Below are 24324 nucleotides of genomic sequence, written 5' to 3'. Positions count from 1 at the left end.
GCTAGCGTTTGACGCAAGGGAGGGATGTCATGCGGGTTTTATTCTGGATTGGCGGCTTTATCGCCGCGCTGTTTGTTATCTGGTGGGCCTGGCCCGCACAAATCAACCCGGCCTATTGGGATGAACCCGAACCGCCCGCAATGACCGGCGTGCTGGAGCCGCGGGGCCGTCTGGCCGAGGCTGAACTGATCCGGCACCCCTTATTGGAAACGTCCGAAGATGTTGCGATTGGGCCAGACGGAGCGGTCTATTCTGGCCAGCATGATGGCTCTCTGGTGCGGCTGCGCCGGACCCAAAACGGCTGGGAGGGAGAAACCGTCGCCCAGATCACCGACAATCGCTCAGTGCTGGGCCTGCAATGGGATGCGCAAGGCCGGCTCATCGCCGCGGCCATTGATGGCGTTTATGCGGTGGATGTCGCCACAGGCGAGGTGACGCTGCTTTCAACCGGAGAGACGCCCTACCGGCTGGCTTTTGCCGATGATCTGGATATTGGTCCGGACGGGACGATCTATTTCACCGAAGCGAGCTGGAAATGGGGCGCCGGTGAAGGCGCACCATCCTATCTTTATGACCTTGCGGAAAACCGGCCCTACGGGATTTTCTACGCACTGGACCCTGACACCGGCGAGATGGAGGTGCTGGCTGACGAATTATACTTCGCCAATGGCGTGGCGATGGCGGCAGACGGGCAATCAGTCTTTGTACTGGAGACCTTCCGATATCGGCTGTCGCGCTACTGGATTGAAGGCCCTCGCGCGGGAGAATTTGAAACCGTGGCTGAAAACCTGCCCGGCAGCCCTGACGGGCTGTTGGGGGATGGGCAAGGCCAGCTTTACATCGCGATGAATACCCAGCGCGTCCCGCTGGTTCGATTCCTGCACCGCAATCCGTTTATCACGCAGATGATCACCAAGCTGCCGCAATCCATCTGGGCGCGGCCCGGACCAACAACCGCCTTTGTGCTGGTGATGGATGAAGAGGGCAATTTCCTCGACAGCTATCACGATCCGGATGAGCGCTTCGGGTTTTTGGCCAACGCTGTACCGGATGAAAACGGGGATATCTGGCTAGGCTCGCTCACCGAGGGCGTCATCGGGCGGTTTACGCCGCCGGACTAACGGATCTCAACCAACAGCGCGCAGGCATCGTCAGACGTTTTCAAACGGCCCATGGCCGCATCTTCTTCCGGGTTCTGTTCGCGGTTGCGCAAGTCTGCGATCAAGTCCGCGAGACCGTCGGGCTCCAATGCCGCGTCCAGAAGATCGGGCGCGGAATAGGTCTGATAGGGCTCGACCAACCGGAAGAAGCCGTCTGACATCAACAAGACCAGTGTTTCTCCGCGCAGCTGCACCTGCTCCAGCGTGGCATGCGCTGCGCCTTCAGGGTGCACGGAAAATACCCAGTGATGGCCCGCCGTGTTCATAGCATTGCGAACGTCGCGTGCCTTTGCGAAACCGGCCTCGCGGCTTTGCGCGCGCATGGCCTCGCCCCAGTTTTCATATTCGGCGCGAATGCCCTCTAGATCGCCAATGATTTGCGTGTGGCCACCGGTGCGGACGATCGCCATGCAATCGCCCAGCATGGCAAAGTCCAGCGTGTTGTTCTGGCGGCGCATCCAGATGCCGCCGGCACTTGGCAGGTTATGGCGGGGCTGACTGTCAAGTGGCACCCGCGCTTCCTCGCGCGCCTTGCGATCCATGTCCGAAATCACGCGTTTCAGATACGCCCGTGTGCTTTCCTGCCGCTGAGGGGGATCAACAAAGCGCTCGGATAATCGGTCCGCATACCAGGCCGCGTCACTTTCCCAGCCAATGGGGCTGTTGCCCGATGGCAGGAATTCCGGAAACAGCCGCATCGTGCCGACATCGGTCGCGCCATCCACGACCCAGGCCGTGCCATGGCTTTCGTCAAAGCCGTAGCGGTCGTCGCCCGTGCCGGAACCGGACGGCGCATTGATCGCGTCCAGAAAACTCAGCCCGGGCAGCATCAATTAGTCCGGGAAATCGGCGTTGGCGTAGACATTTTGGACATCATCCAGATCGTCCAGAACTTCCAGAAGTCTGATTACATTCTCGGTTTTGTCGGACTCAACCGGCGTCAAGGTCTGCGGCTTCCAGATGATGTTGACAGATTTCGGCTCACCCAGAGCGGCTTGCAGATTACCGGCGACTTCGGCGAGATCATCACGGGCACAGAACACAATGCGTTCGCCCGGCTCGTCCTCTTCAGCATCGCCCTCTTCATAGGTGACATCTTCGGCCCCGGCCTCGATGGCGGCTTCAAACATGGCCTCTTCGTCCGCAACATCTTCGGAATAACGGATCTCGCCGACCTGATCGAACATGAACGCAACTGCGCCGGTTTCGCCCAGATTGCCGCCATTCTTGGAGAAGGCCGTGCGCACGTCAGACGCCGCGCGATTGCGGTTATCCGTCGACACTTCCACGATGATGCCGACCCCGCCCGGGCCGAAGCCCTCATAGCGGATTTCCTCATAGGCTTCGACATCATTACCAGAAGCCTTGTCGATGGCGCGCTGGATGTTGTCCTTGGGCATGGACTGGCCCTTGGCATTGGCCACCGCCAGACGCAGGCGCGGATTCATGTCCGGGTCCGGGCCACCAATTTTTGCCGCAATCGTGATCTCCTTGGAGAGTTTGGAAAACAGCTTGCCGCGGGCCTTGTCCTGTCGGCCTTTACGGTGCTGGATGTTTGCCCATTTTGAGTGTCCGGCCATGTCCGGCGCCTCCATTTTTTCATGCGCTGCGCATCTGTCCGGGTGCATAGCGCAAAGGGGCTGCATCGTCCAAGCGTCTCGTCACGTTTCCTTCACCGGCTTGGCGTAAGCGGGACCAAAACAAGGGAGCCAAGCCCATGATGATCTTTCTGGACACCGCCGAAGCCGATGTCATTGCCGCACGCGCCGACACAGGTCTGGTGGACGGCGTCACCACCAACCCGTCTCTGATCGCCAAGGCGGGCGCTGATATCAAGGAGCGGATCGCGGATATTTGCGGGCTCATTCCCGGACCGGTGAGCGCTGAAGTGGTCGCGACCGAAGCCTCCGCCATGATTGCCGAGGGCCAGACGCTGGCCGCGCTTGCCGATAATGTGGTGGTCAAACTGCCGCTGACGATGGAAGGCTTGAAGGCCTGCCGCGCGCTCACTGATAATGGCATCGCCACCAATGTGACGCTTTGCTTTTCAATCAATCAGGCACTGCTGGCCGCCAAGGCAGGCGCGACTTTCGTCTCACCCTTCATCGGACGTCTGGATGATCGCGGTGAAGACGGGCTGGGCCTGATTGAAGACATTCGTCACATTTATGATGAGCATGGCTTTGCCACGCGTATTCTGGCGGCCTCTATCCGCTCGGTTGAACATGTCGAAGGCTCGGCGATGGCGGGCGCAGACGCGTGTACCATTCCGCCGAACATATTCGATGCGCTGGTCCAGCACGAACTGACCGATAAGGGCCTGGAAGCCTTCCTAAAAGACTGGGCGGATGCAGGTAAAGGCGCTATCTAGCGCTTTATGGATGAGCTGGTCTTTGGTTGGCGCACGGCGCTTTTACTGCTGGTCTTCGGCCAGTTGGTTTTGGCGGCCATTCTCCTGATGTTGCGTAAGTTTGACCGGCTCGCCAACTGGATTCTCGCCGCCTTACTGTTGGTGATCGGGTTCGCGCTGATCCCGCAAATTATTGGCTTTGCCGGTTTTTATGATTCCTTTCCCTGGCTGTCCTTTGCGCCATTTCAAGTCGAGCTGCTCGCAGGACCTTTGATCTGGCTTTATGCTACGGCATTGACCAGAGGCCGACTGCCGCATTGGGTCTGGCTGGTGCTGGTGCCCGGGGCGGTTGATTTCCTCTACCAGTCTTACTGGTTTCTTCAGCCATTCGAGACTCGATGGGAGCGGATCGGGGCGTTTCATTCAGGCTTTTACTGGCCGGCGCGGACCTGGCTGGCGATTGGTCTCACCTATGCCGGCCTGTTTGCCGCCTGGCGCGCCTATCAAAGCCATCGTCAGTTCATCAATGATTACTCCTCAGCCGCTGCAGAGTTTGATCCGCGCTGGCTGCCGGTTTTCCTGGGCATATGCGGCGTGGTCCTGGCGGCCTGGAGCGCCACGGAATTCACCAATTCATTCATCACGCGGCTCAATTATTTTGACTCCTATCCCTTACATGTCCTGGTCGCCCTGTCTTTCTGGGGGATGGGGCAGGCGGCGCTGATCCTGCAGCGCGAAGCTTTTCCGAAGATCACGGATGTGGTGGATAAGAATAATCCACGTGAACCCGGTCGCGACTGGGGGCGTGAAGCGGACATCTTGCGCCAGCGCATCCGGGACGAAAACTGGCATCTCGAACCGCGCCTGTCGGCTCCGGATCTCGCGCGGCGGATCGGAACGAATGAAAGCTATCTCTCACGGACCGTCAATCAGGGCGCCGGCGTGAATTTCAATCGCTTTGTGAACGAGATTCGGGTCGAAGCCGTCAAATCCTCGTTGCAAGAAGGTACCAATGATGTGCTGGCCGCTGCGTTAGACAGCGGTTTCAATTCCAAGGCCACTTTCAATCGTGTTTTCAAAGAAATAGCGGGTCAAACACCGGCCGCTTTCAGGGCTGAAAACGCCGTTTGAGACGTCTCAAATCCTGTAAATCGTGACTTTTCCGGAAGCCGGGACGCCAGCCTCGCTGCGATCCGCCATGTCTGCCTCATCGAAACAAGCGGGCTTCCCCGCCCCGCATGGAGACAAGACATGGAACACGCAATTTTAATCGCCGGCAGCCTTGCCCTTTTCACCTCAACCGCCTTTGCCCAGGACATGGATCAGTTCCGTAGTGAATTGGCCGGGCTGGATGGCCAATGGGCTGGCGTCCTCGAATATCGCGACTTCCGAACAGACCAGCACGTTCAAATTCCACATGCCAGAACAATCCAGACTGCTCCCGATGGCTCCTATCAGCTGACCCAGATGGAATTCACTGATCCGGGTTATCGCGTCTATTCGGCCGAGCTCGCGACCTTTGATGGAAACACCATCGCGCTGGCCTATGCCGGGAATGGTGAAGCAAGCGTCTCCGAACTTACGCTGATTGATTTCGAATTGACCGACGCTGGCTGGCGCGCGGAATTGCGCGGCGAAGGCGTCGATGCCGGCGAGGCCGTAGACGTCCGCTTTATCTACGAACTCGACGGCGATGAACTGACCGCGGACAAGTCCGTCCGCAGCTCTGACGCCGATCCTTTTCTATTCCGCAATGGCATTCGCGTTTCGCCCAATGACTAAGCAGGAGCCTTGATCATGATTATTTCGACCCTTCTTTCCGTCGGCGCGCTGGCCTCGGCTCAAGCATTGAACATGTCCCCGGACACCGCTCTGGCAGATATCGAACTCGCCCGAGACGCGCTGGAACGCGTGCATCCTGGCTATGACCGTTATATCGAGCGTGATCAGCTGGATGCCGGCTGGTCCCGGCTGGAAGCCCGCGCACGTGCCGGTGTGAGCCGCGAACAGCTTTATCTCGACCTGTCCTTGCTGCTCTCGGACATTCGGTGCGATCATACCAAGGCGGAGCTGCCGCGTGATCTAGCGGAGTTGCGCGATAGCGAACCCGTCTATCTGCCGTTCCGCTTTCGCGTCTTTGAGGGCCGCATGTATGTCGAGGAGCCCGGCACGACAGGTCTTCAGCGCGGCGATGAAATTCTGACCGTTGATGGCGATGCAGCTTCCGATCGTCTGGCGGCGATCTATCCGCTGATCCCGGTCGATGGGTTTACCGACTCTGTCCGGACCCGGGTGATTGAATCGACCAGCGAATTTCTCGGCTCCGGTTTTGATCATTTTGATCCGCTGATGAATGAGGTAAGCGCTCAGGTGCAACTGACCGCGCACCGCGATGGCGAAACCCTCGCAGTCCTTGCAGATCGCCTGACCTATCCAGAGTTCCGCGCTCTGACCGGTGAGGCGCGTTGGCGGAATTTCTCCGACGAGGGCAATGTGACGGTGGAATATCCGCAAGAAGGCGTCGCTATTTTGCGCCAGGGCACGTTCGTCAACTACCGCACGCCGGTCGATCCCCTAACGGTCTATGGCCCGGTGTTTGAAGACATCGCCGCCAACAACACCGAAACCTTGATCCTGGATATGCGCGAGAATGGCGGTGGCTCGACGGATGCCCAGCGGGGCCTAATGGCGCATTTACTGAGCGCCCCCCATGCGCCGGTGCGCGAAGTCCGCGTGGCGACCTATGACCTTGATGGCCTGCGCGAGCATTTGCAAACCTGGGAGCAGGCGGCCCTGAACCCGGATCCGGCCTGGTTCACCCAGGCTGAAGATGGCAATGGCTTCATCCTGAACCCGGCCATTTCCGGTGCAGGCCAAGAGGTGCAACCAGCTGAGAACGCGTTTACTGGCGAGCTGATCATCCTGACGGGTCCGCTGAACTCATCCGGTGCAACGCAAATCATCGGCGCGCTGCGCGATCAGCGTGATGCCCTGCTGGTCGGTGAAGCCACAGGCGGATCACAGGAAGGCCCGACGGCGAACCTTATCTTTTTCCTGGAATTGCCGAATAGCGGCATTCGCGTACGGGTCCCGGCCCAGCGCAATTATCAGAACATCTCTGATCCGGAGATCGGCCTGGGCTATACGCCGGATCTCCAGGCACCTGAAACGCTGGAAAGCTGGCTGAATGGCGCTGACCCGGCAATGGACGCCGCGCTGGCAGCGGCAGCTGATTAAAAGTCAGGCTCGGCGTTTCCGAGCAGGCCGCCGACCCGCACCGGCTGGATATGTTTCGCCAGCCCGGTGCGGTTATCGGTCTCGATGATCACACCACACAGCGTGGCTTCGCCGTCTGCCGGTGAAAAGCGGCCCGAGCGCATCCGCGTGGTAAAGCGGCGCATGGGTTCTTCTTTGTCCATGCCGATGATGGAATCATAATCGCCCGTCATGCCCAGATCGGTGATGTAGGCGGTGCCTTGCGGCAGGACGCGATAATCCGCAGTCGGCACATGAGTATGAGTGCCGACCACCAGGCTAGCCCGGCCATCACAGAAATAGCCCATCGCATTCTTTTCCGATGTCGCCTCGCCATGGAAATCCACCAAAGCGGCATCGCAGACCTCGCCCAAAGGCGCAGCGGACAATTCCCGTTCCACGGCGACAAAGGGATCGTCCAGCGGATCCATGAACAACCGGCCCATCACATTCATCACGAAGACCATGGCACCATTCTGGGCCGCGAAAACACCCGCGCCCTTTCCGGGCGCAGTACCGGGCGGATAATTCGCCGGACGTAACAGGCGCGGCTCACGCTCGATATAGGATAGGGCTTCAGACTGGTCCCAAGCGTGATTGCCGAGGGTCAAAACATCGGCACCGGCCTCGAACAGTTCATTGGCGGTGCGTTCGGTGATGCCAAAGCCGCCTGCCGCGTTCTCGGCATTGATGGCAATGAAATCCAGAGACAGGGTTTCGCGCATGCCGGGCAGGTGTTCAGTCACGGCTTTCCGGCCGGTCTTGCCCATCACATCACCAAAAAACGCTATCCGCATCTCGTCCACCTATTTGCTGGCGAAGCGATATGCCCTTTTTTCGGTGACAATCCAATCCAGTGGCTGATCATGGCGTTGGGTGGGAAGTTTTTTGACCCCCTGAACCTCAAAAGCGATGCCAACGGCCATGACCGATTTCTTCGCGCGCAAGGCCGCCAGCGTGCGGTCATAATATCCGCCACCATAGCCCAGCCGCATACCGCGCTGATCAAAGGCGACCAGCGGCACTAGCAATAATTCCGGCTCCAGAACCGGCGCGCCGGACTTTGGCGCGGCAATGCCGTGGGCACCGATCTCCAGCTCATCACCCGGCTGCCATTGATGGAAAGTCAAAGGCTGGTCCGGCCCGTCCACGCGCGGCAGGGCAATCCGCGCCTGTTCGCAGTGAAAGGTTTCCATCAGGCGGATCGGGTCGATTTCGGAATGCGTCGCGCAATAAGCCGCAACGACCTTGCCGACGCCCGGCCAGATCTCGTCCGGGAAATGCTCAACCAGTGCGGCGGCTGCATCCGGTAAAGCCGCATGGGCCGCCTTGCGGCGGGCCAGTGCCGCTTTTCGCGCGCGTTGCTTACGCCATTTAGAAAACATGCAGCGGCCCCACAGTCACCGTTGGCCTTTGTAAATTCCCATCGAACCCACAGACGTAGGTGGGCGCCGCGTATCAGGGACCACGATCCCAATCAGAGGCAGCTCCCGCGATGAGATGTAAGGTCGCGGGGAATTAAAGTCCTGACGCATGCCGCAGGGACCGCCGCTTGTGTATGTGGACCGCGAGGGCCTCATCCTCAAGGGGTCTCGTCTGCAGCCAGTGCTTCCAGCCGCGCTGAAATCCCGTTGAGCGCCTCGACCAGACCATCATCACTGGCAGGTTCTGCCGGGCCGCCGCCTTCTGATTTCAACCGGTTGAGGTGGCCTTCGAGTGCTTCGAGGCGGTTTTCTGCGGTCTTGAGTTCATCGACCACAACCAGCGACGCCATGAGCAAAAGACGCAAATCCCCGATCTGGCCCACCTGTTTGGAGAGACCGGACACATGCGTATCGAGATGGCGGGCCAGCTCGCGCAGATAGCTTTCCTGCCCATCTTCGCAGCCAATGGTGAAAGCGCGGCCATTCAGGGTGACGGAAACCTTACCCATTTTGCGCCTCCGCTTCAGCGGCTTGTGCTGCGGCACGCAATTCCTCAATCGCTTCGCCAAGCGCCTTGGAGGCATCTTCAGCCGCTTCCGCCATGGCGGCCTCGGACGCGCGGGATTTATCAAGGGCTTCAGCCAGGCGTGCCCGATCGTTATCCGAGTTGTCAGAAGTCTGGGCAGCGGCCTGCAAGGTATGCAGGCGGGATTCCACCTGGGTCAGCGCCTTATCGAGGCGCGCAATCGCTTGAGCGAGCGGATCCTTTGTCTTGGACATGCGCTATTAAAATCGGCTCAAACGCGAAAAACTTCAAGCAGGACTCGAAGTTTGTTGCTCAGCTGAGCTCGTCGCGGCCCTTTTCCTTGAGTGTGCCAAGGATTTTCTTGACGTCATGGGCCTTGTCTTTCGGGGCCACGAACACCGCGTCTTTGGTGGCGACAATAACCAGATTATCCACGCCCAACGCGGTAACGGTGATGCCCTCTCCGCGCACATAGCTGCCTGTGGTGTCGAGTGCGGTGACATCGCCGGCAAGCACATTGCCCTCTTCATCAGCCTCGACCGCATCCATCAAGGACGGCCAGGTGCCGACATCCGACCAGTCAAAGCGGGCGGGAACGACCGCGGCGTATTTGGTGCGCTCCATGACGGCAATATCGATGGGGATGGACGGGCCGGTTGAAAACAGATCTGCGTCGATCGAGTCATCCTCGCTCAAGGCCAGATTGATGGTCGCGAGCACGTCGGGTTCGTAAAGACCCAGCTCGCCCAGAAGCACATCGGCGCGGAACAGGAAGATCCCGGCATTCCAGAGCATATTGCCCGCTGCGAGATAGTCCTTGGCGGTGTCTACGTTCGGCTTTTCTTCGAATTTCTCGACGGCAAAGCCTTCACCTAACGCCTCGCCCTGACGGATATAGCCATAGCCGGTTTCCGGCCGGGTTGGCGGAATACCGAACACCACGATCTTTCCGTCAGCGGCCAGAGGCGCGGCAGCGGCAATCGTCTCACGGAATTTCGAGACGGGGGCGATGTGATGATCAGATGGCACCAAAAGCACCAAGGCCTCCGGTCCATCCTGTTTCTGGGCCAGCAGCGCTGCGATACCCGCAGCGGGGGCTGTGTTCTTGCCCATGGGCTCGAACGCCATCGAGGCCGCGGTGATCCCGGCGCTTTTCAGCGCGTCGCGCACCGGTTGTTCAATCGCTTGTCCTGCGATGATCAACGGATCGGAAAAGGAAACGCCTTCGCCCTCGCCCGTGCAACGCAGCAGCGTGTCTTCAAACAGGGTCCGATCAGACAATAGCGTGTGAAAAGGCTTCGGGGCGGATTTGCGCGAGAGCGGCCAGAGCCGCTCGCCCGAACCGCCGCAAAGGATGGCGGGGCGAATTCGGGTCATCCCACCACCTTGCGCAGGGGCTGGGCCTTGCGTCCAAGAACACGATCAGCTTCCACCGCAGCCACCAACAAATGATAGAGCGTCGACGCGGTAATGTGCGTAACTGCCGGATTACCCGCTGCGCCATAGGCATCAATCCAGCAACCGGTCGGCGCGGGTTTGAGGAATTTGGTAAAAAGTTGATGCAGCGCGTCTTGCGCACTGCCCCAGCCGCCGGAGCGTCCGGTTTGTCCTTGCACAAGGGCAGCTTTGAGGTGCTCGGTCTGTTGCCAGGTGCGTGCCGAGCCATCCAGCACTACGCCGTCATCGCTGACCGTGGCGACAATCAAGCCTGTTGTTGGTGAACGGCCATAGGCTTTGGCAAAGGCATAGAGCCCGGCGGATTCCGGTCCAGGCTCATTGCCGGATAATTCCGCATAGCGGTCGAGCAGCCAGACCCATTCAAACTGGTGACCCGGCTCGGTCTTGCGGCCCTCAGGACCGTCGAGCGGCGACCAGTCGGCGTTGAATACTTCGCGCAATCCGCCAGACGGGAAGAGCCAGTGATCGCGCATCAGGCGCAGAATATTGCCCGCTCGGGCCAGATGGCTTTGCCCGCCAAAGGCTTCGTGCAGGGCGAGGCTGGCTTCAAACATGTGCATGTGCGGGTTCTGGCGGCGCGGCAGGCGATCCGGCTCGGCCTCGCGCCAACCGCCAGAGGTCGCGCCCATTACATCGTCAATGAAAGCCAGCGTCTCATTGGCGAGCGTTTTGACCTGCGCATCGCCGGTGAGTCGGTAAACATGCGACAATGCAAGAAGCGCAAAGGCCTGTTCATAAAGATCGCGGGTTGGATCGGCGACGCTGCCATCACGATTGAGCTTCATCACCCAGCCCGGCGCACCATCGGGCGACCAGGCTTTGTCGACCAGATAGTCGAAGCCTTGCAGCGCGAGCTTACGGCCTTCATACCAACCAAGCTCGTGCGCATGGGCATAGACATAAACCTGGCGGGCCTGTGACCGCACGCGGCGCACGGCGTCGGCATCAGGCGAGCCATCGAGGTTCAAACGCTCAAAAAACCCGCCCCGTTCGGCATCCCATCCAGCGTCCGCCCAGACCGGCAAAGCCGCATCGCGCATCCAGTCGCAAAAACGTGCAGCGGTGTCGATGAGAGTTTTCGGCGCCGTCATGAAAATTCCAAGCCCGCTATTGAGCCAACAGGCCTACACCAAATTCATGTGTGAAAGGTAAGCATGGGCGGCTTTTTCACTGGCAAATGCGATGAAGCCGGCATGCGCAAACGGGTCTTCGATTGCGGCTTTGCCATAGCGGATGGGTTGGCCTAGCAAATCCATGATCTGCCCGCCTGCCGCGCGTAATATGGCGTCGCCGGCGGCGGTATCCCATTCCATGATGCGCCCATAGCGCGGGTAAAGGTCCGCCCCACCTTCAGCCAGAATGGTGAATTTCAACGAGGAGCCGACACCCACCGTATCCTGAACCTTGAGGGCCTTGAGGAGGCTGTCTGTCTGCCAATCACGATGCGACCGGCTGGCTACAGCGATCATGCTGGACGGATTACATTCACGACCGATCAGGACATGCCGATTGCCCGCTTCCATTCGCCAGGCCTTACCGCTATCGGCGGCAAACATACGCCCGGTTGCCGGTGCCAGCACAACACCGGCGGTGGGAACGCCTTTGACGATCAAGCCGATATTGACGGTAAACTCATCTCGTCCTGCGATGAATTCCTTGGTGCCATCGAGAGGATCGACAAGGAAAAACGTGTCGTCCGTTTTCGGTGCATGACCGGCGGTAAAGGCCTCCTCCGCAATCACCGGCACACCCGGCGCGATCTTTGCCAGATGTTCCAGAATAACGGCTTCAGCCGCGCGATCGGCCTCGGTCACAGGTGAAGCATCAGATTTTCGCTCGGCCTTGAAGCCGCGTTTGCGGACAGCGAGAATTTTCTCGCCTGCTTCATGGCAGGCGTCTTCGAGCGCTGAAAGGAAGGCGAGATCGGGTTTCAAAGGCGGAAGTTCCGGTCGACATAATCGAGCAATTGCTCGACGCAGGTCTCGATGGGCTGGCTCCCGGCATCGACCACAAGCTCCGGCTTGTCGGGCTCCTCATAAGGCGCTGAGATGCCGGTGAACTCCTTGATTTGACCGTCCCGGGCCTTTTTGTAGAGACCTTTCGGATCGCGCATTTCGCAGACTTCCAAAGAGGTTGCGACATGAATCTCGTGAAAGCCTTCTCCCGCCGCAGCCCGCGCCTGATCCCGGTCAGTACGGTAGGGCGAGATGAAAGCGGAAATGGCGATCAGGCCGGATTGCGCAAACAGCGCAGCGACTTCGCCCACACGGCGGATATTCTCCGTCCGGTCATCCGGTGAAAAGCCGAGATCGGCATTGAGGCCATGGCGCAGATTATCACCGTCCAGAATGGTGGAGGACCAGCCGCGCCGGTGAAGCGCCAGTTCCAGCGCATTGGCGAGGGTGGACTTGCCTGAGCCTGAAAGTCCGGTCAGCCAGATCACCCCGCCCTTATGGCCCGTGCGCTCTTCCCGGTCGGCGCGGTTCACGGTGGAGGCGAAATAATGAATGTGGCTGGCCTTGGCCCGGCGCGCCGCGCTGTCGTCCTGATAGCCTTCCAGCGACACACGGCCGCCGCCGCAGATAATGCCTTTGTCGATCAACACGAAGCGGCCTGTCTTCGGATCATCGCGATAATCATCCAGCGCCAATGTCCGCCGCAAGCGGACCGACACATCGGCGATGGCACCGGCCGGAACTTCGCCGTCCTCCGGTTTGCCTTCGCGGCCTGCATCGCTGATGTGATGAATTTTGGTGATCTCGCCCTGCGCCTCTGCCGTACCGAGCCGCAGCGTGATGCCGTCTCCTGCACGCAGGGGATGATCGGCCAGCCAGAACAAGCGTGCATCGAAAGCGCTGGCTTCACGAGAGGGAGCAGAGAGCGCTGTCACCATCTCGCCGCGATCAATGAAATGACGGGATTCGGTCAGGAAGCCGGCAGCCTCGCCGGGGCCGAACGCGGTTGCGGTATCATCCGGCCAGGAGACCAGCTTGGCGATTTTCGCTGTCTGGCCCGAGGGCGAAAGCAGAACGGTTTCGCCTTCGGACAGCCTCCCGGATTCAACACGCCCGATGATTATGCGGCTGTCTGCGTCCTTGAGCACGTCCTGGACCGGCATGCGTAAAGGACGGTCAATGGCTTCGGGTTCTCCGGGAAGTTTTTCCAGTGCCTCCAACAGACTTGGCCCGGACCACCAGGACAGGATAGAGCCCTTGTCACCCTCGCGCTTTGCAACCATTTCCCCGGACCGCGCAATGGCAGGAATCACCGCCTCGGTTTCAAGACCGGCATCAGACATGAGCGAGTTCAATTCGGCGGAAATCTGGTCAAAGGCGCGTTGGGTTTCGCTGACCCGGTCCATCTTGTTGACCACAATGATGATGCGCGACACGCCGAGCAGACCCAGCAACATGGAATGGCGGCGGGTCTGTTCGCGGACGCCTTCAGCGGCATCAATCACCAGCACCGCCGCGCTGGCCTCCGCGGCGCCGGAAACCATGTGACGCAAAAAGCTCTCATGGCCGGGCGCATCAATAATGCGGAAATGGCGCTGGCGCGACTTTAACAGTATCCGCGCGGCATCAATGGTGACACCCTGATCGCGCTCGGCCTGCATGGCATCCATTAGGAAGGCGGGTTCGAAATCGACCCCGCGGCGCTCGCAGCTGGCTTTAACCTCTTCCAGACGGCCATCCGGCAAAGACCCCGTATCCGCCAGCAAGCGGCCGATCAGAGTGGATTTACCATGATCAACATGGCCGGCGAAGACTACAGGGGTGAGAGGTTGGCTCATCGCAACGCCCCCTACAGATACCCGTCCGAGCGCAAACGCTCGAACGTGTCTTCAGCTTCATGGCCCATAGCCCGGCCTGCGCGTTCTGCGATCCTGGAGTGCTCTAGCTCGGCGATGATCTTATCGACCGTGTCGGCTTCGGATGGCACCGGGTTCGTAATGTCCTGATCGCCCAGTGAGCGAAAGCGCTGGCCGTCCCTGGCAAAATAAAGATCAATCACCGGGATGTTTTCCCGCTTGGTGTAGAGCCAGATATCGCGCTCGGTCCAATCGAGCAGCGGGTGAATGCGCATATGCCCACCCTGGGGCAGATGCGTGGAAAACTGATCCCAGAATTCCGGTGGATGGTGACGGGCTGACCAAGCGCCTGACGCATCACGGGGCGAGAAAACCCGTTCCTTGGCGCGGATCGCCTGTTCATCCCGGCGGATACCGGCCACCAGCGCCTTGAAGCCAAATTCCTTGAGGACGTTTTTGAGACCCGCTGTTTTTCGGGCCGCGGACCGGCCTGCCGGCGGCAGAGATTCATCGGTTGCGGCCACGGGCGGGCAATCGCGGACAATCAGGTCGAGATCCCACTTTTTCCCGTACTCTGCCCGGAAGGCATACATCTCCGGAAACTTCTTTCCGGTATCGACATGGATGGCTGGAAACGGCACGCGGCCGCCAAAGGCTTTACGCGCGAGGTGCAGCATGACGTTGGAGTCCTTGCCCAGCGACCATAAAAGGCCCATGGGTGAAAACGCCCGCCTTGCTTCCCGCAGGATATAGATGCTGCGGTTCTCCAAACGTGTTAGGGGATCCATGATTATATTCCCGCCTCGTCCCGGAGCCTGTTTCTAGCCGCCATGCTGTTGCGATCCAACGACTATATCTTCTATCCGCTGATCCTCATTGCGGCAGCCGCCATGATCGCCATTCCGCTGGTGACCACTTCGGCCGATCGCGTCGGCGTGGCGGAAGATATCCGCGATAACGGGATCGAAATTTCCGGCGACCGGCTGCACGCAATGGCAATCGCGGAAGGCCTGACCCTTGCACCGTTGCAGGACGAAAACGGAACACTTTTCTCGCGCATAACGGCCAATCTTGATCGATTGGGCCCGACAACGCCGCGCTCCGCTGGCGTGTTTGATGCGCTACGCCCTTATGAAATTGAAGCCATCGCCGGCTATAATCTGCTTATTACTTACAGGATGCAGGCCGCCAGGGAGAACGGTGCGGACGCTGTGGATCTCGCCTTTTTTCAGGACGGAATCGGTCAATCCGCCTGGCAGAATTTCGAACTTGTGGCAGGCGTACAGGATTATGAATACAGGGTCAGCGTGCCCTATTGTAATCCGACCTTTGCCTATGCCGGGCTGTGGCCAAGTGCAGCCTCCGCAGGCAATGCGGTTGATCTTTATGGCATTCGCATAGAAACAACCGGCGAGGCTGACTGCACGGACTTGCCCCGCTGATCTCATGAAAATCTTCCTCACAGGCTCCGCCGGTTTTATCGGCTTCCATTCAGCGCAAGCCCTGCTGGCCCGCGGGCACCGGGTGTTGGGGATTGATAATCTCAATGATTATTATGATCCGGCGCTAAAAACTGCGCGGCTGGATCAGTTTGCCGGGCAGTCCGGATTCGCATTTGAGAAGATGGATCTTGCTGACGCCGATCGTGTGGCGAGCGTTCTTAAGTCCTTTGCACCGGACCGGGTGGTCCATCTGGGCGCCCAGGCCGGTGTGCGGTACTCGCTGGAAAATCCACTGGCCTATGCGCGGTCTAACCTGATGGGACATCTATCCGTGCTGGAAGCCGTCCGCCATGCAGGCGGGATTGATCATCTGGTCTATGCCTCGTCCAGCTCGGTCTATGGCGAGCGGAACCAGGCCCCGTTCAGCGAGCGCGATCCGGTCGAGCATCCGGCTTCGCTCTATGCCGCCACCAAGCGCGCCGACGAATTGATGAGCGCCACCTATTCCAATCTGTACGGGCTGACCCAGACCGGCTTGCGGTTTTTTACCGTCTATGGCCCCTGGGGCCGGCCGGATATGGCATATTGGTTGTTTACAGAGGCTATTTTGAAGGGCCAGCCCATCAAGGTCTTCAATGAAGGCCGGATGGAGCGGGACTTTACCTATATCGACGACGTCGTGGAGACGCTTGTCCGTATCGCCGAGGACGCGCCGCAATCTGGACAGCACCGGGTTTATAATATTGGCGGTTCGGACCCCCGGCCGCTGAGCGCGTTTATCGCCGCCATTGAAACCGCCACAGGCAAATCCGCGGAAAAACTGATGTTCCCGATGCAACCCGGCGATGTCACCAAGACCTGTGCCGATGTCTCGGCGCTTGAACGCGATTACGGCTATGCCCCGACAACCCGCATCGAGACCGGCATTCAGGCATTCGTCGACTGGTATCGCGCCTATTACCGCGTTTGATCCGGCTTCAAGGGCCGGACATCCGGCAAACGCCCCGCCAGTTTGAAAAGCGACCAGGTCATGGCGCGCGCCAGCGTAAAGCTTCCGCGACTTCGCGTCCGGGCCAGATGTTTTCTTTCTGATGCAATCCAGCTCCAACCTCTGAATCCATCGCGTGTGGCTTCCCAGGTGATACCGAGGCGCTGGTGCCGGAGGGAACGGATCAGAAAAGCGATATTCACCAAAACATGCAGCGGCCACATGGCGACGAACAAGACCGGCGGTGTGTTCTTCAGGAAGGTCCAGACCCGGTTTCGGGTGCCATGATAAATGACGAAGGGCGAAGCCCGGCCGGAACTCGCGGATCCGACATGCTGTACGACGGCTTCCTTGCACTGGACGCCGAACCCGCCGCGCATGCGGATTCGATAGGCGATATCAACATCTTCCATGTAGCAAAAGAAGCGTTCGTCAAATCCGCCGACATCCTTGAAAACATTGCGGCGGTAAATCGAGGCCGCAGCGCAGGGGCTGAAACAATAACCCGTTGGCGGTGCGATTTCCGCGCGCTTTTCAAATCCGCCCCGCCAGGCTACGCCGAAGGGGGCATAGGCATCGCCCGCGCCATCCAACCGCGTAGGATCATTGGTCATCAACTGGGTGGATCCGGCCATGTCAGCGCCGGTGTCGTCCATGCAGTTTAACAGCCGCGCCAGCCAGTCGGGCTCAGGTGCTGCATCCGGATTCAGCATCGCCAGAAACGGGGCCGAGCCTTGTCCTGCGCCAAGATTGCAGCCCGCCGCAAATCCCAAATTGTCCTTTTGCGGTAGAATTTCGAACCGGCCGTCGAGCCCTATGAGGGCATCAACCTCGCCTGTCTCGGGGCTATTATCGACCAGAAACACGCGGAATGCTGTTTCCGTCTGAGCCAACAGTCCGTCAATGCAGGCCTGGAGATACTCGCCGGACCGATAATTGACGACGACAATGTCGGCCTTGACGACATCGGCGTTTGCGGGATCGGCTTTTTCAGGCGGGCTCATAGGGGCGGTTTTCACCAAGCCTTACAACCGGTCAATGGGCTTAACCCATATGGGGGCTGTCCTGATCGACTTCCTCTACAATCGTCAGGACACCCTCGCGCTCTTCATATTGCTCGCCGGTGCGCGGGCATTTCAGGTCTTTGCCCAACACTTCACCGGCCCGGCTGACCCAACCAATGCGTTTGGCAGGCACGCCTGCCATCAGCGCGAAGGCCGGCACGTCCTTGGTCACAACCGCGCCAGCGGCGACAAAGCAGTACTCGCCAAGCTCTGTTTTGCCGTTCGGGTCGCCGCACACAATTGTCGAGTTTGCGCCAATCGTGGCACCCCGGCGCACAATGGTTTCGCCAAATTCGCTTTTGCGCTCGACAAAACCGCGCGGCGTCAGGACGTTAGTGAAGACACAAGACGGGCCACAGAACACGCCGTCTTCCAGATGCACGCCCTTATAGAGCGAGACATTGTTCTGGACCTTGACCTTGTCGCCGAGCGTGACATTCGGGCCTGCCATCACATTCTGGCCCAAAGAGCAATTGCGGCCGATCTTCGTGTTCGGCAACACATGGCTGAAATGCCAGATCTTCGTGCCTTCACCGATCTCGGTGCCATCATCGACCACGGCAGTTTCGTGTGCCCAATAGCTCATTGTCTTTCCCCGTTCCGTTTCGGTGACTTATCTGCCGGAAGTGATAGGCCAGCAAGCGCTATTTCTGCGCTGCAAACCAGTCCTTGATCACGGCCACGGTTTTCGCTCCGGCATCACCATCTCCGCAATCTGTGATGTCCACTCGCGGCGATTTCCAGTCGTCCATCGTCCAAAGCCGGTTCCAGCCCGCCCCGACTGTTTCGGTCCATTCGGTTTCATCGCGCAGCGTGATGCAGGGCTTGCGGTGGAAATAGGCTTCCTTTTGCAAGCCTCCAGAATCAGTCAGCACCAGGGACGAATCGGCCAACAAGCGATGGAGGTCGAAATAGCCCAGCGGGTCGATCTGAACGACACCTTCCGGCTTGATGCCGCGTTCGGCCATCACTTTGCGGGTGCGCGGATGGACCGGAAAGATGACAGGTCGGGTCTTCGCTTGATCCTCGATAAAGGCAATGACCCGGGCAAAGCGGTCCACATCATCGGTATTTTCCGCGCGGTGCAGGGTGCACACTGCATAGTCTTTTCCGTCGAGTTCCAGATCCGACATGACCGTCGAACGCGTCTTCGATTGCTCGATGGCATAAAGCGTCGCGTCGTGCATGACGTCGCCGACGGCATGAACGCCCTTGGTCAGGCCTTCTGTCTTGAGGTTGTCGACGCCAGTTTGCGTCGGGCTCAACAACAGGACCGAGAGGTGATCAGCGACCACGCGATTGATCTCTTCGGGCATTTTCCGGTTGAAGGACCGCAGACCCGCTTCAACATGCACAATCGGGATGTGAAGCTTGGAGGCCGCTAACGCGCCGGCCAGCGTGGAATTGGTGTCTCCATAGACCAGAACCGCATCCGGCCTGTCTTCCATCATCGCCGCTTCCAGCGATTCCAGCATTTTTCCGGTCATGGCCCCGTGCGAACCGCCGCCAATCCCAAGATGGCGAGCCGGCGCAGGTATGCCGAGCTCGTCAAAGAAGATGTCGGACATGTTCGCGTCATAGTGCTGGCCGGTATGGATGATTGCCTCATCAATGCCACCGGCTTCGGCGACCGCCCGGCTTACGGCGGCGGCTTTGATGAATTGCGGGCGCGCGCCCACAATCGTGAAGAGTTTCATGGCAAATCCCCCTGCCTAATTCTTACAGCGACCCGGCGGGTGCCGGCCGGTCGGTGATCTCTTGGGCTACCCGGTCAGCCAAATCAAGCGAGGCTGTGAGCCCCGGCGATTCGATGCCGAACATGTGCACGACGCCGTCTACTCCGTGTACGGACGGGCCATCAATGCGAAAATCTGCGGCTGGTTCGCCCCTGGCAGATATTTTGGGACGGATGCCGGAATAGTCCGGCGTCAGCGCGCCATCGGGCAGGCCTGGCCAGTAATCCCGGATCCGGGCATAGAAATGCTCGGCCCGATCGGGGTCCACATCATAATTGATACCCTCCACCCATTCGACATCCGGACCGAACCGCACCCGGCCCGCCAGATCGATCGTGGCGTGAACGCCGAGCCCGCCCGGCTCCGGGACGGGATAGATCAGGGTTGAGAAGGGTGGCTTGGTCGCCAATCCAAAATAACTGCCCTTGGCATAATGGGCTTGCGGCGCCTGCGAGGCGAAGGGCTCGCCCATTTGGCGGGCAATGTCCGGGGCAAACAGGCCTGCCGCATTGATGAAGATTTTCGCTTCGAAGGCTGAACCATCAGTTAGCTCCAGCACCGTGCCGGTTGCGCTTTTGCAGACCGAGGCAATTTCGGTGTTGAGGATGGTCATTGCGCCATGCGTCGCCGCTTCCCCTTCGAGCGCCAGCATGAAGGCGTGACTATCGACAATGCCAGTGGAAGGTGACCAGAGTGCCGAATAGGCATTCAACTGTGGCTCACGTTCGAGGACGGCTTCCCGCGGCAAGTGTTCAAGGTCCGGCACACCATTGTCCGCCGCGCGCTGGCGGATGTCTTTCAGCCGCTCGTGCTGCTCGGCATTGGTCGCGACGATCAGCTTGCCGCAATTCCTATAAGGAACACCGCGTTCTTCGCTGAATTTGTACAAGCGGTGCTTGCCGGCCACGCAAGCGCGCGCTTTCAGCGACCCCTTGGGATAGTAAATGCCCGCATGAATAACCTCGCTGTTTCGCGAGGAGGTTTCCGATCCGATAATCGGACCCCGATCCAGGATGGCGACTTCATATCCGCGCAGAGCCATCGCCCGCGCAGCCGCCAGGCCGACAACGCCCGCCCCGAGTACCACACATTCCAGCGTGTCCATTCAAAAGTCCCCAAAGCTTGCGCCTGAACAGCATTCCCACACCCCGATGGCAAGTCCTCTTGGATGCGACATGCAGTCCACCGGTGTGGTGTCTTGCAGATGACATGCAAACCCGCTAAGCGAAGCCCGCTTAAGCGAGAATTATTCTTTTTTCGGGGGTTTACCATGGATATTCGCGGCAAAAAGGCGGTCGTGATCGGCGGCGCCGGACTGATCGGTTCGCACTGCGTCGACAAGCTGGTCAAGGAAGACGTTGAAGAAATCCTGATCTACGACAATTTCGTGCGCGGCCGGACGGAAAACCTTTCCGATGCGCTCAAAGATCCCCGCGTGAAAATCTATGATGTCGGCGGCGATATCACCCAGCCGGATATCCTGAACTCCGCCCTGAAAGGCGCAGACTGCGTCTTCCATTTTGCCGCGCTGTGGCTGTTGCAGTGTCACGAGTATCCCCGTTCGGCCTTCAAAGTGAATGTCGAGGGGACGTTCAACGTGCTGGATGCCTGCGTCCAACAGCAGGTCCAACGCCTGGTCTATTCTTCTTCGGCCTCGGTCTATGGCGATGCCGTGATGGATCCGATGCCGGAAGATCACCCCTTCAATAACAAGAACTTCTATGGCGCCACCAAGATTGCCGGCGAAGCGATGGCCACGGCCTATCATTACCGCTATGGCCTGCCGGTCGTCGGCATGCGCTATATGAATGTGTATGGCCCGCGCCAGGATTATAACGGCGCCTATATCGCCGTGATCATGAAAATGCTGGATGCCATCGATAAGGGCGAAGGCCCGACCATTATGGGCGATGGCTCGGAAGCGTTTGACTTCGTCGCGGTGGAAGATTGCGCCTATGCCAATATCTGCGCCATGAAGGCCGATACGGTGGCTGAATACTACAATGTCGGCACCGGCATCCGTACCTCCCTGAAAGAGCTGGCGGAAATGCTGCTCAATCTGACGGGCTCCAATCAGCCGATTAATTATGTCGAGCGCAGCCAGGCCACCCTTGTGCGCAACCGGATCGGCTGCCCGAAGAAAGCCTCCGAGCAAATCGGCTTTGATGCCCAGATTGATCTGGAAGAAGGCCTCCGCCGGTTGATAGACTGGCGCGCCAATCATAAAGCTGAAGTCGAAGCGCGCCGCGAAGGCTCGCGCGTCGTCAAGGAAGGCTAGACCTTTGGCTCGTGTCCTCGTTACCGGCGGAACAGGGTTTCTCGGGAAATCTCTGTTGCCCCAATTGCGGGGACATGAGGTCTTCGCCCTGCGGCGGTCCGGAAGCGGCGAGAGCGACGGGATCAACTGGATTTCAGCGGATCTCTCCGAACCGCTGAAGCCGGAGACACTGCCGGAAAAAATCGACGCGGTGATCCATCTGGCGCAATCGCCGGAATACCGGAACCTGCCCGATGGCGCGCCGCATGTCTTCCGGGTGAATACGGCGTCGACTGCCGAGCTGCTGGAATACGCCCGCAAGGCCAGCGCAGAACATTTCCTCTATGCCTCCACGGGGAGCGTCTATGAGCCCTTCACTGGCTCGATGCTGGAAGACCAGCTGGTTTCACCGAAAAACTTCTACCCAGCCAGCAAGTTGGCGGGCGAAGCGGTATGCCGCGGCTATAACGACCATTTCGCCGTGGCATTGGCGCGGATTTTCTTCCTTTACGGGCCGGGTCAGGAACAGATGCTGATCGCGCGCCTGGTTGAAGGCGTGCTGAATGGTGTGCCTGCGACGTTGCCGGAAGACGGTCCGGGGATTTCCCTCACGCCGACTTATGTCGATGATTGTGGACGATTTTTTGTTGAAGCGTTGGCGCAGAAAACCGATGGCATTGTCAATGTCGCCGGGCCGCAGCCCGCGACCATTGAGGACATCATCCGCACGGTCGAATCGGCGGCGGGAAAACAAGCCGTAATTCAGCGCTCCGGAAAGCAGCCGGGTCTGGAAATGACGCCGCCGGCGGATAAATTTCATGCCATGTGCCGCAAGGACTCGCTTGTCACGCTGTCTGAGGGTATCCGGCGGACTGTGGATGCTGCGCGTCAGGCTTGAAGCCATGGCCGCGCCGTAAAGTAAGAGGTCGCTTATGTGCGGGATAGCCGGTTTTCTCAATCTCGACGGCCGCCCGGCATCGACCAAACTCCTGAAGAAAATGACCGATGCCATCGTGCATCGTGGTCCCGATGGCGAAGGCCAGTGGACGCATGATTGTCTTGCGCTCGGCCATCGCCGCCTGTCGATCATTGATCTGTCGACGGCTGGCTTGCAGCCGATGCAGACGCCGGATGGCCGGCTGACCATCGTCTTCAATGGCGAGATTTATAACTATCTGGATCTGCGCGCAGAACTGCAGGCGGAAGGCGTCCGTTTCCAATCCCGGACCGATACCGAGGTCATCCTCCATGCGGTGGATCACTGGGGGTTGGAAGCCGCTCTCAAACGATTCAACGGCATGTTCGGGATCGCGCTTTATGACAGGAAGACCGGCCACCTGACGCTGGCCCGCGACCGTTTTGGCGTGAAGCCAATGTATTATTGGCAGAATGACTCGGTTCTGCTGTTTGGTTCCGAAATAAAGGCGATGCTGGCCCATCCCGCGCTGGATGCCCGCCTCGATCCGTCGGCTTTTCGTGAATACCTGACCTTCCAGAATTACTTTACCGACCGCACCCTGTTTGCGGGCGTGAAAACCCTGCCACATGGCTGTTACGCCCAGATCGGCGTGGATGACCCCGGCAAGCCGGACTTCAAGATCACGCGCTATTGGGATTTCGATTTCCAGGAACCGGAAGGCGATACCGGGTCCGAAGAAGATTATCAGCGCGAATTGCGCCACCTGTTCGAACAAGCCGTGACCCGGCAACTGGTGTCAGATGTGGATGTCGGTGCCTACCTGTCAGGGGGCATGGATTCGGGCTCGATCACAGCGGTGGCCGCGCAGCAGCTTGATTCCATGCGGACCTTTACCTGCGGCTTTGATCTGTCCTCGGCCTCGGGCATGGAATTGCAGTTCGACGAACGCCGAGACGCCGAGCACATGTCTTATCTGTTCCAGACGGAGCAGTATGAAATGGTTCTGAAATCCGGCGATATGGAACGTATTATGCCGGCGCTCGCCTATACGCTTGAAGAGCCGCGCGTGGGGCAATCCTATCCCAACATGTATGTCGCCCAGCTGGCGGGCAAGTTTAACAAGGTGGTGCTGGCGGGCACAGGTGGCGATGAATTGTTTGCCGGTTATCCCTGGCGATACTACAGCGCCGTCTCGAACACGGATTTTGACCAGTATATCGACAAATACCTTCAATTCTGGCGGCGGCTTTTGCCCGCCGATGCCGCGCCGGACGTGTTTGCCCCGATCTGGGAAGAGGCAGGCGATTTTGATCCGCGCGCAGTGTTCAAAGACGTCTTCAAGGGCCGCGATGTCTCGGGCTCTCGCCCGGAAGACTATGTGAACCACTCGCTCTATTTCGAGGCGAAGACCTTCCTGCAGGGCCTCCTCGCGATTGAAGACAAGATCGCCATGGCGCATTCGCTGGAAACGCGGGTGCCGTTCCTGGACAATGACCTGGTTGATTTCGCCATGAAAATTCCGGCGCGCTTGAAACTGGGCCGGCTGGACGAAGTGGCCGCGCTTGGCCCCCATGCCTCGGCAGAGGACATTGCGAAATTCAAGACCAAAACCACGGACGGCAAGCTGATCCTTCGCAAGGTGATGAAGGGTTTGTTACCAGATGAAATCTCGCACCGGATCAAGCAGGGTTTCTCCGCCCCAGATGCCAGCTGGTTCAAAGGGGAAAGCATTGATTATGTTCGGGAAACGCTGATGACGCCGAAGGCCCATCTGTATGATTTACTGGATTATTCTACTGTCAAAGGCCTGCTGAACGAGCATCTGGAAGGCAAGGCAAACCGCCGGCTTCTTGTCTGGTCGCTGCTGAACCTTGAAGAGATGTTCAACGCTTACAAATTCAAATAAAAAGACCGGCAGCACACGCTGCCGGTCT

General features: G+C 59.1%; 25 protein-coding genes and 1 other RNA gene. 10 read left to right on the top strand and 16 right to left on the bottom strand.

All coding sequences use genetic code 11. From position 1 onward, the window contains the following. Positions 1-29 precede the first annotated feature (29 nt). The gene (locus ACO079_RS11965; protein ID WP_421790348.1) at positions 30-1121 is read left to right on the top strand and encodes an SMP-30/gluconolactonase/LRE family protein; all 1092 of its coding nucleotides are present in this window, start codon (positions 30-32) and stop codon (positions 1119-1121) included. On the opposite strand, the gene ACO079_RS11960 is transcribed toward ACO079_RS11965, so the two are convergent. Together ACO079_RS11960 and ACO079_RS11955 are read right to left on the bottom strand one after the other, a co-directional pair. Beyond that, positions 1118-1990 carry a hypothetical protein gene (locus ACO079_RS11960; protein ID WP_421790346.1) on the bottom strand — a complete coding sequence of 291 codons (873 nt, stop codon included), beginning with the start codon at positions 1988-1990 and terminating at the stop codon, positions 1118-1120. The genes ACO079_RS11965 and ACO079_RS11960 overlap by 4 nt on opposite strands. 3 nt (positions 1991-1993) lie before the next feature. Beyond that, entirely contained in the window at positions 1994-2740 is a 747-nt protein-coding gene (locus ACO079_RS11955; protein ID WP_421790344.1) for a YebC/PmpR family DNA-binding transcriptional regulator, read from the bottom strand. Positions 2741-2877: 137 nt separating this feature from the next. On the opposite strand from ACO079_RS11955, the gene fsa reads away from it, so the two are divergent. From fsa to ACO079_RS11935, 4 genes are all read left to right on the top strand, one after another. Next, a complete protein-coding gene (gene fsa, locus ACO079_RS11950; RefSeq protein ID WP_421790342.1) occupies positions 2878-3531 on the top strand; it encodes a fructose-6-phosphate aldolase in 654 nt (217 codons plus the stop codon). Between the two features lie 6 nt (positions 3532-3537). Next, entirely contained in the window at positions 3538-4641 is a 1104-nt protein-coding gene (locus tag ACO079_RS11945; protein WP_421790340.1) for a helix-turn-helix domain-containing protein, read from the top strand. 120 nt (positions 4642-4761) lie between these two features. Further along, a complete protein-coding gene (locus tag ACO079_RS11940) occupies positions 4762-5292 on the top strand; it encodes a hypothetical protein (protein ID WP_421790339.1) in 531 nt (176 codons plus the stop codon). A gap of 15 nt (positions 5293-5307) precedes the next feature. Beyond that, positions 5308-6747, top strand: a complete 1440-nt coding sequence (locus tag ACO079_RS11935) for a S41 family peptidase (protein ID WP_421790337.1) — start codon at positions 5308-5310, stop codon at positions 6745-6747. Here the strand turns inward: ACO079_RS11935 and ACO079_RS11930 are convergent. The 10 genes from ACO079_RS11930 to cysD form a co-directional block, all read right to left on the bottom strand. Further along, entirely contained in the window at positions 6744-7562 is an 819-nt protein-coding gene (locus ACO079_RS11930) for a TIGR00282 family metallophosphoesterase (protein ID WP_421790335.1), read from the bottom strand. The genes ACO079_RS11935 and ACO079_RS11930 overlap by 4 nt on opposite strands. Before the next feature lie 9 nt (positions 7563-7571). Then, positions 7572-8150: a 5-formyltetrahydrofolate cyclo-ligase gene (locus ACO079_RS11925; protein ID WP_421790333.1), complete on the bottom strand. Its 579-nt coding sequence runs from the start codon at positions 8148-8150 to the stop codon at positions 7572-7574. 2 nt (positions 8151-8152) lie between these two features. Continuing rightward, positions 8153-8313, bottom strand: a non-coding RNA gene (gene ssrS, locus ACO079_RS11920) — 6S RNA. A gap of 34 nt (positions 8314-8347) precedes the next feature. Then, positions 8348-8698 carry a cell division protein ZapA gene (locus ACO079_RS11915; RefSeq protein WP_421790331.1) on the bottom strand — a complete coding sequence of 117 codons (351 nt, stop codon included), beginning with the start codon at positions 8696-8698 and terminating at the stop codon, positions 8348-8350. Next, positions 8691-8969, bottom strand: a complete 279-nt coding sequence (locus tag ACO079_RS11910; protein ID WP_421790329.1) for a DUF4164 family protein — start codon at positions 8967-8969, stop codon at positions 8691-8693. Before ACO079_RS11910 ends, ACO079_RS11915 begins: the two co-directional genes overlap by 8 nt. Before the next feature lie 58 nt (positions 8970-9027). Beyond that, positions 9028-10092, bottom strand: a complete 1065-nt coding sequence (locus ACO079_RS11905) for a mannose-1-phosphate guanylyltransferase (RefSeq protein ID WP_421790327.1) — start codon at positions 10090-10092, stop codon at positions 9028-9030. Beyond that, on the bottom strand, positions 10089-11264 hold the full coding sequence (locus ACO079_RS11900; protein WP_421790325.1) for an AGE family epimerase/isomerase: 1176 nt from the start codon (positions 11262-11264) through the stop codon (positions 10089-10091). The genes ACO079_RS11905 and ACO079_RS11900 overlap by 4 nt, the downstream gene beginning before the upstream one ends. A 33-nt stretch (positions 11265-11297) precedes the next feature. Continuing rightward, positions 11298-12107 carry a 3'(2'),5'-bisphosphate nucleotidase CysQ gene (gene cysQ, locus ACO079_RS11895; protein WP_421790324.1) on the bottom strand — a complete coding sequence of 270 codons (810 nt, stop codon included), beginning with the start codon at positions 12105-12107 and terminating at the stop codon, positions 11298-11300. Next, positions 12104-13966, bottom strand: a complete 1863-nt coding sequence (gene cysC / locus ACO079_RS11890) for an adenylyl-sulfate kinase (RefSeq protein ID WP_421790322.1) — start codon at positions 13964-13966, stop codon at positions 12104-12106. The genes cysQ and cysC overlap by 4 nt, the downstream gene beginning before the upstream one ends. Before the next feature lie 11 nt (positions 13967-13977). Further along, positions 13978-14772: a sulfate adenylyltransferase subunit CysD gene (gene cysD / locus ACO079_RS11885; RefSeq protein WP_421790320.1), complete on the bottom strand. Its 795-nt coding sequence runs from the start codon at positions 14770-14772 to the stop codon at positions 13978-13980. Between the two features lie 42 nt (positions 14773-14814). Here cysD and ACO079_RS11880 point away from each other — a divergent pair, with 42 nt between their 5' ends. Both ACO079_RS11880 and ACO079_RS11875 read left to right on the top strand, forming a co-directional pair. Further along, positions 14815-15426 carry a hypothetical protein gene (locus ACO079_RS11880; RefSeq protein WP_421790318.1) on the top strand — a complete coding sequence of 204 codons (612 nt, stop codon included), beginning with the start codon at positions 14815-14817 and terminating at the stop codon, positions 15424-15426. A 4-nt stretch (positions 15427-15430) separates the two neighbouring features. After that, positions 15431-16396, top strand: a complete 966-nt coding sequence (locus tag ACO079_RS11875) for an NAD-dependent epimerase/dehydratase family protein (RefSeq protein WP_421790316.1) — start codon at positions 15431-15433, stop codon at positions 16394-16396. Here the strand turns inward: ACO079_RS11875 and ACO079_RS11870 are convergent. Genes ACO079_RS11870 through ACO079_RS11855 form a run of 4 tightly spaced genes read right to left on the bottom strand, consistent with a single transcriptional unit; the run spans position 16384 to position 20319 of the window. Continuing rightward, positions 16384-17418: a glycosyltransferase family 2 protein gene (locus tag ACO079_RS11870; protein ID WP_421790314.1), complete on the bottom strand. Its 1035-nt coding sequence runs from the start codon at positions 17416-17418 to the stop codon at positions 16384-16386. The genes ACO079_RS11875 and ACO079_RS11870 overlap by 13 nt on opposite strands. A gap of 40 nt (positions 17419-17458) precedes the next feature. Beyond that, positions 17459-18064 (bottom strand): acyltransferase, encoded by a 606-nt coding sequence (locus ACO079_RS11865; protein WP_421790312.1) that lies wholly within the window; start codon positions 18062-18064, stop codon positions 17459-17461. A gap of 58 nt (positions 18065-18122) precedes the next feature. Next, on the bottom strand, positions 18123-19175 hold the full coding sequence (gene wecB, locus ACO079_RS11860; RefSeq protein WP_421790310.1) for a non-hydrolyzing UDP-N-acetylglucosamine 2-epimerase: 1053 nt from the start codon (positions 19173-19175) through the stop codon (positions 18123-18125). Between the two features lie 22 nt (positions 19176-19197). Next, positions 19198-20319, bottom strand: a complete 1122-nt coding sequence (locus ACO079_RS11855) for an NAD(P)/FAD-dependent oxidoreductase (RefSeq protein WP_421790308.1) — start codon at positions 20317-20319, stop codon at positions 19198-19200. A 165-nt stretch (positions 20320-20484) separates the two neighbouring features. Between ACO079_RS11855 and ACO079_RS11850 the strand changes: the two genes are divergently transcribed. From ACO079_RS11850 to asnB, 3 genes are read left to right on the top strand one after another with little or no spacing between them, the layout of a single operon-like run. Beyond that, entirely contained in the window at positions 20485-21492 is a 1008-nt protein-coding gene (locus ACO079_RS11850; protein ID WP_421790306.1) for an NAD-dependent epimerase/dehydratase family protein, read from the top strand. 55 nt (positions 21493-21547) lie between these two features. Then, positions 21548-22369 carry an NAD-dependent epimerase/dehydratase family protein gene (locus ACO079_RS11845; RefSeq protein WP_421790304.1) on the top strand — a complete coding sequence of 274 codons (822 nt, stop codon included), beginning with the start codon at positions 21548-21550 and terminating at the stop codon, positions 22367-22369. 34 nt (positions 22370-22403) lie between these two features. Next, positions 22404-24296, top strand: coding sequence for an asparagine synthase (glutamine-hydrolyzing) (gene asnB, locus ACO079_RS11840; RefSeq protein WP_421790302.1), 1893 nt, complete (start codon positions 22404-22406; stop codon positions 24294-24296). The last annotated feature ends 28 nt before the right edge of the window (positions 24297-24324 follow it).

This window comes from Hyphobacterium sp. (assembly GCF_965228115.1).
In the GTDB taxonomy this organism is placed as follows: Bacteria; Pseudomonadota; Alphaproteobacteria; order Caulobacterales; family Maricaulaceae; genus Hyphobacterium.
This window is presented reverse-complemented; position numbering and strand designations above follow the sequence as displayed.

Coding starts and splice junctions, on each gene's coding strand:
- ACO079_RS11880 (WP_421790318.1), top strand. CDS start 14,815: ATGCTGTTGCGATCCAACGACTATATCTTCTATCCGCTGATCCTCATT.
- ACO079_RS11875 (WP_421790316.1), top strand. CDS start 15,431: ATGAAAATCTTCCTCACAGGCTCCGCCGGTTTTATCGGCTTCCATTCA.
- ACO079_RS11905 (WP_421790327.1), bottom strand. CDS start 10,092: ATGACCCGAATTCGCCCCGCCATCCTTTGCGGCGGTTCGGGCGAGCGG.
- ACO079_RS11925 (WP_421790333.1), bottom strand. CDS start 8,150: ATGTTTTCTAAATGGCGTAAGCAACGCGCGCGAAAAGCGGCACTGGCC.
- wecB (WP_421790310.1), bottom strand. CDS start 19,175: ATGAAACTCTTCACGATTGTGGGCGCGCGCCCGCAATTCATCAAAGCC.
- ACO079_RS11930 (WP_421790335.1), bottom strand. CDS start 7,562: ATGCGGATAGCGTTTTTTGGTGATGTGATGGGCAAGACCGGCCGGAAA.
- ACO079_RS11965 (WP_421790348.1), top strand. CDS start 30: ATGCGGGTTTTATTCTGGATTGGCGGCTTTATCGCCGCGCTGTTTGTT.
- ACO079_RS11870 (WP_421790314.1), bottom strand. CDS start 17,418: ATGAGCCCGCCTGAAAAAGCCGATCCCGCAAACGCCGATGTCGTCAAG.
- ACO079_RS11945 (WP_421790340.1), top strand. CDS start 3,538: ATGGATGAGCTGGTCTTTGGTTGGCGCACGGCGCTTTTACTGCTGGTC.
- ACO079_RS11900 (WP_421790325.1), bottom strand. CDS start 11,264: ATGACGGCGCCGAAAACTCTCATCGACACCGCTGCACGTTTTTGCGAC.
- ACO079_RS11915 (WP_421790331.1), bottom strand. CDS start 8,698: ATGGGTAAGGTTTCCGTCACCCTGAATGGCCGCGCTTTCACCATTGGC.
- ACO079_RS11865 (WP_421790312.1), bottom strand. CDS start 18,064: ATGAGCTATTGGGCACACGAAACTGCCGTGGTCGATGATGGCACCGAG.
- cysD (WP_421790320.1), bottom strand. CDS start 14,772: ATGGATCCCCTAACACGTTTGGAGAACCGCAGCATCTATATCCTGCGG.
- ACO079_RS11955 (WP_421790344.1), bottom strand. CDS start 2,740: ATGGCCGGACACTCAAAATGGGCAAACATCCAGCACCGTAAAGGCCGA.
- ACO079_RS11935 (WP_421790337.1), top strand. CDS start 5,308: ATGATTATTTCGACCCTTCTTTCCGTCGGCGCGCTGGCCTCGGCTCAA.
- cysC (WP_421790322.1), bottom strand. CDS start 13,966: ATGAGCCAACCTCTCACCCCTGTAGTCTTCGCCGGCCATGTTGATCAT.
- fsa (WP_421790342.1), top strand. CDS start 2,878: ATGATGATCTTTCTGGACACCGCCGAAGCCGATGTCATTGCCGCACGC.
- ACO079_RS11940 (WP_421790339.1), top strand. CDS start 4,762: ATGGAACACGCAATTTTAATCGCCGGCAGCCTTGCCCTTTTCACCTCA.
- ACO079_RS11960 (WP_421790346.1), bottom strand. CDS start 1,990: ATGCTGCCCGGGCTGAGTTTTCTGGACGCGATCAATGCGCCGTCCGGT.
- ACO079_RS11855 (WP_421790308.1), bottom strand. CDS start 20,319: ATGGACACGCTGGAATGTGTGGTACTCGGGGCGGGCGTTGTCGGCCTG.
- ACO079_RS11850 (WP_421790306.1), top strand. CDS start 20,485: ATGGATATTCGCGGCAAAAAGGCGGTCGTGATCGGCGGCGCCGGACTG.
- asnB (WP_421790302.1), top strand. CDS start 22,404: ATGTGCGGGATAGCCGGTTTTCTCAATCTCGACGGCCGCCCGGCATCG.
- ACO079_RS11910 (WP_421790329.1), bottom strand. CDS start 8,969: ATGTCCAAGACAAAGGATCCGCTCGCTCAAGCGATTGCGCGCCTCGAT.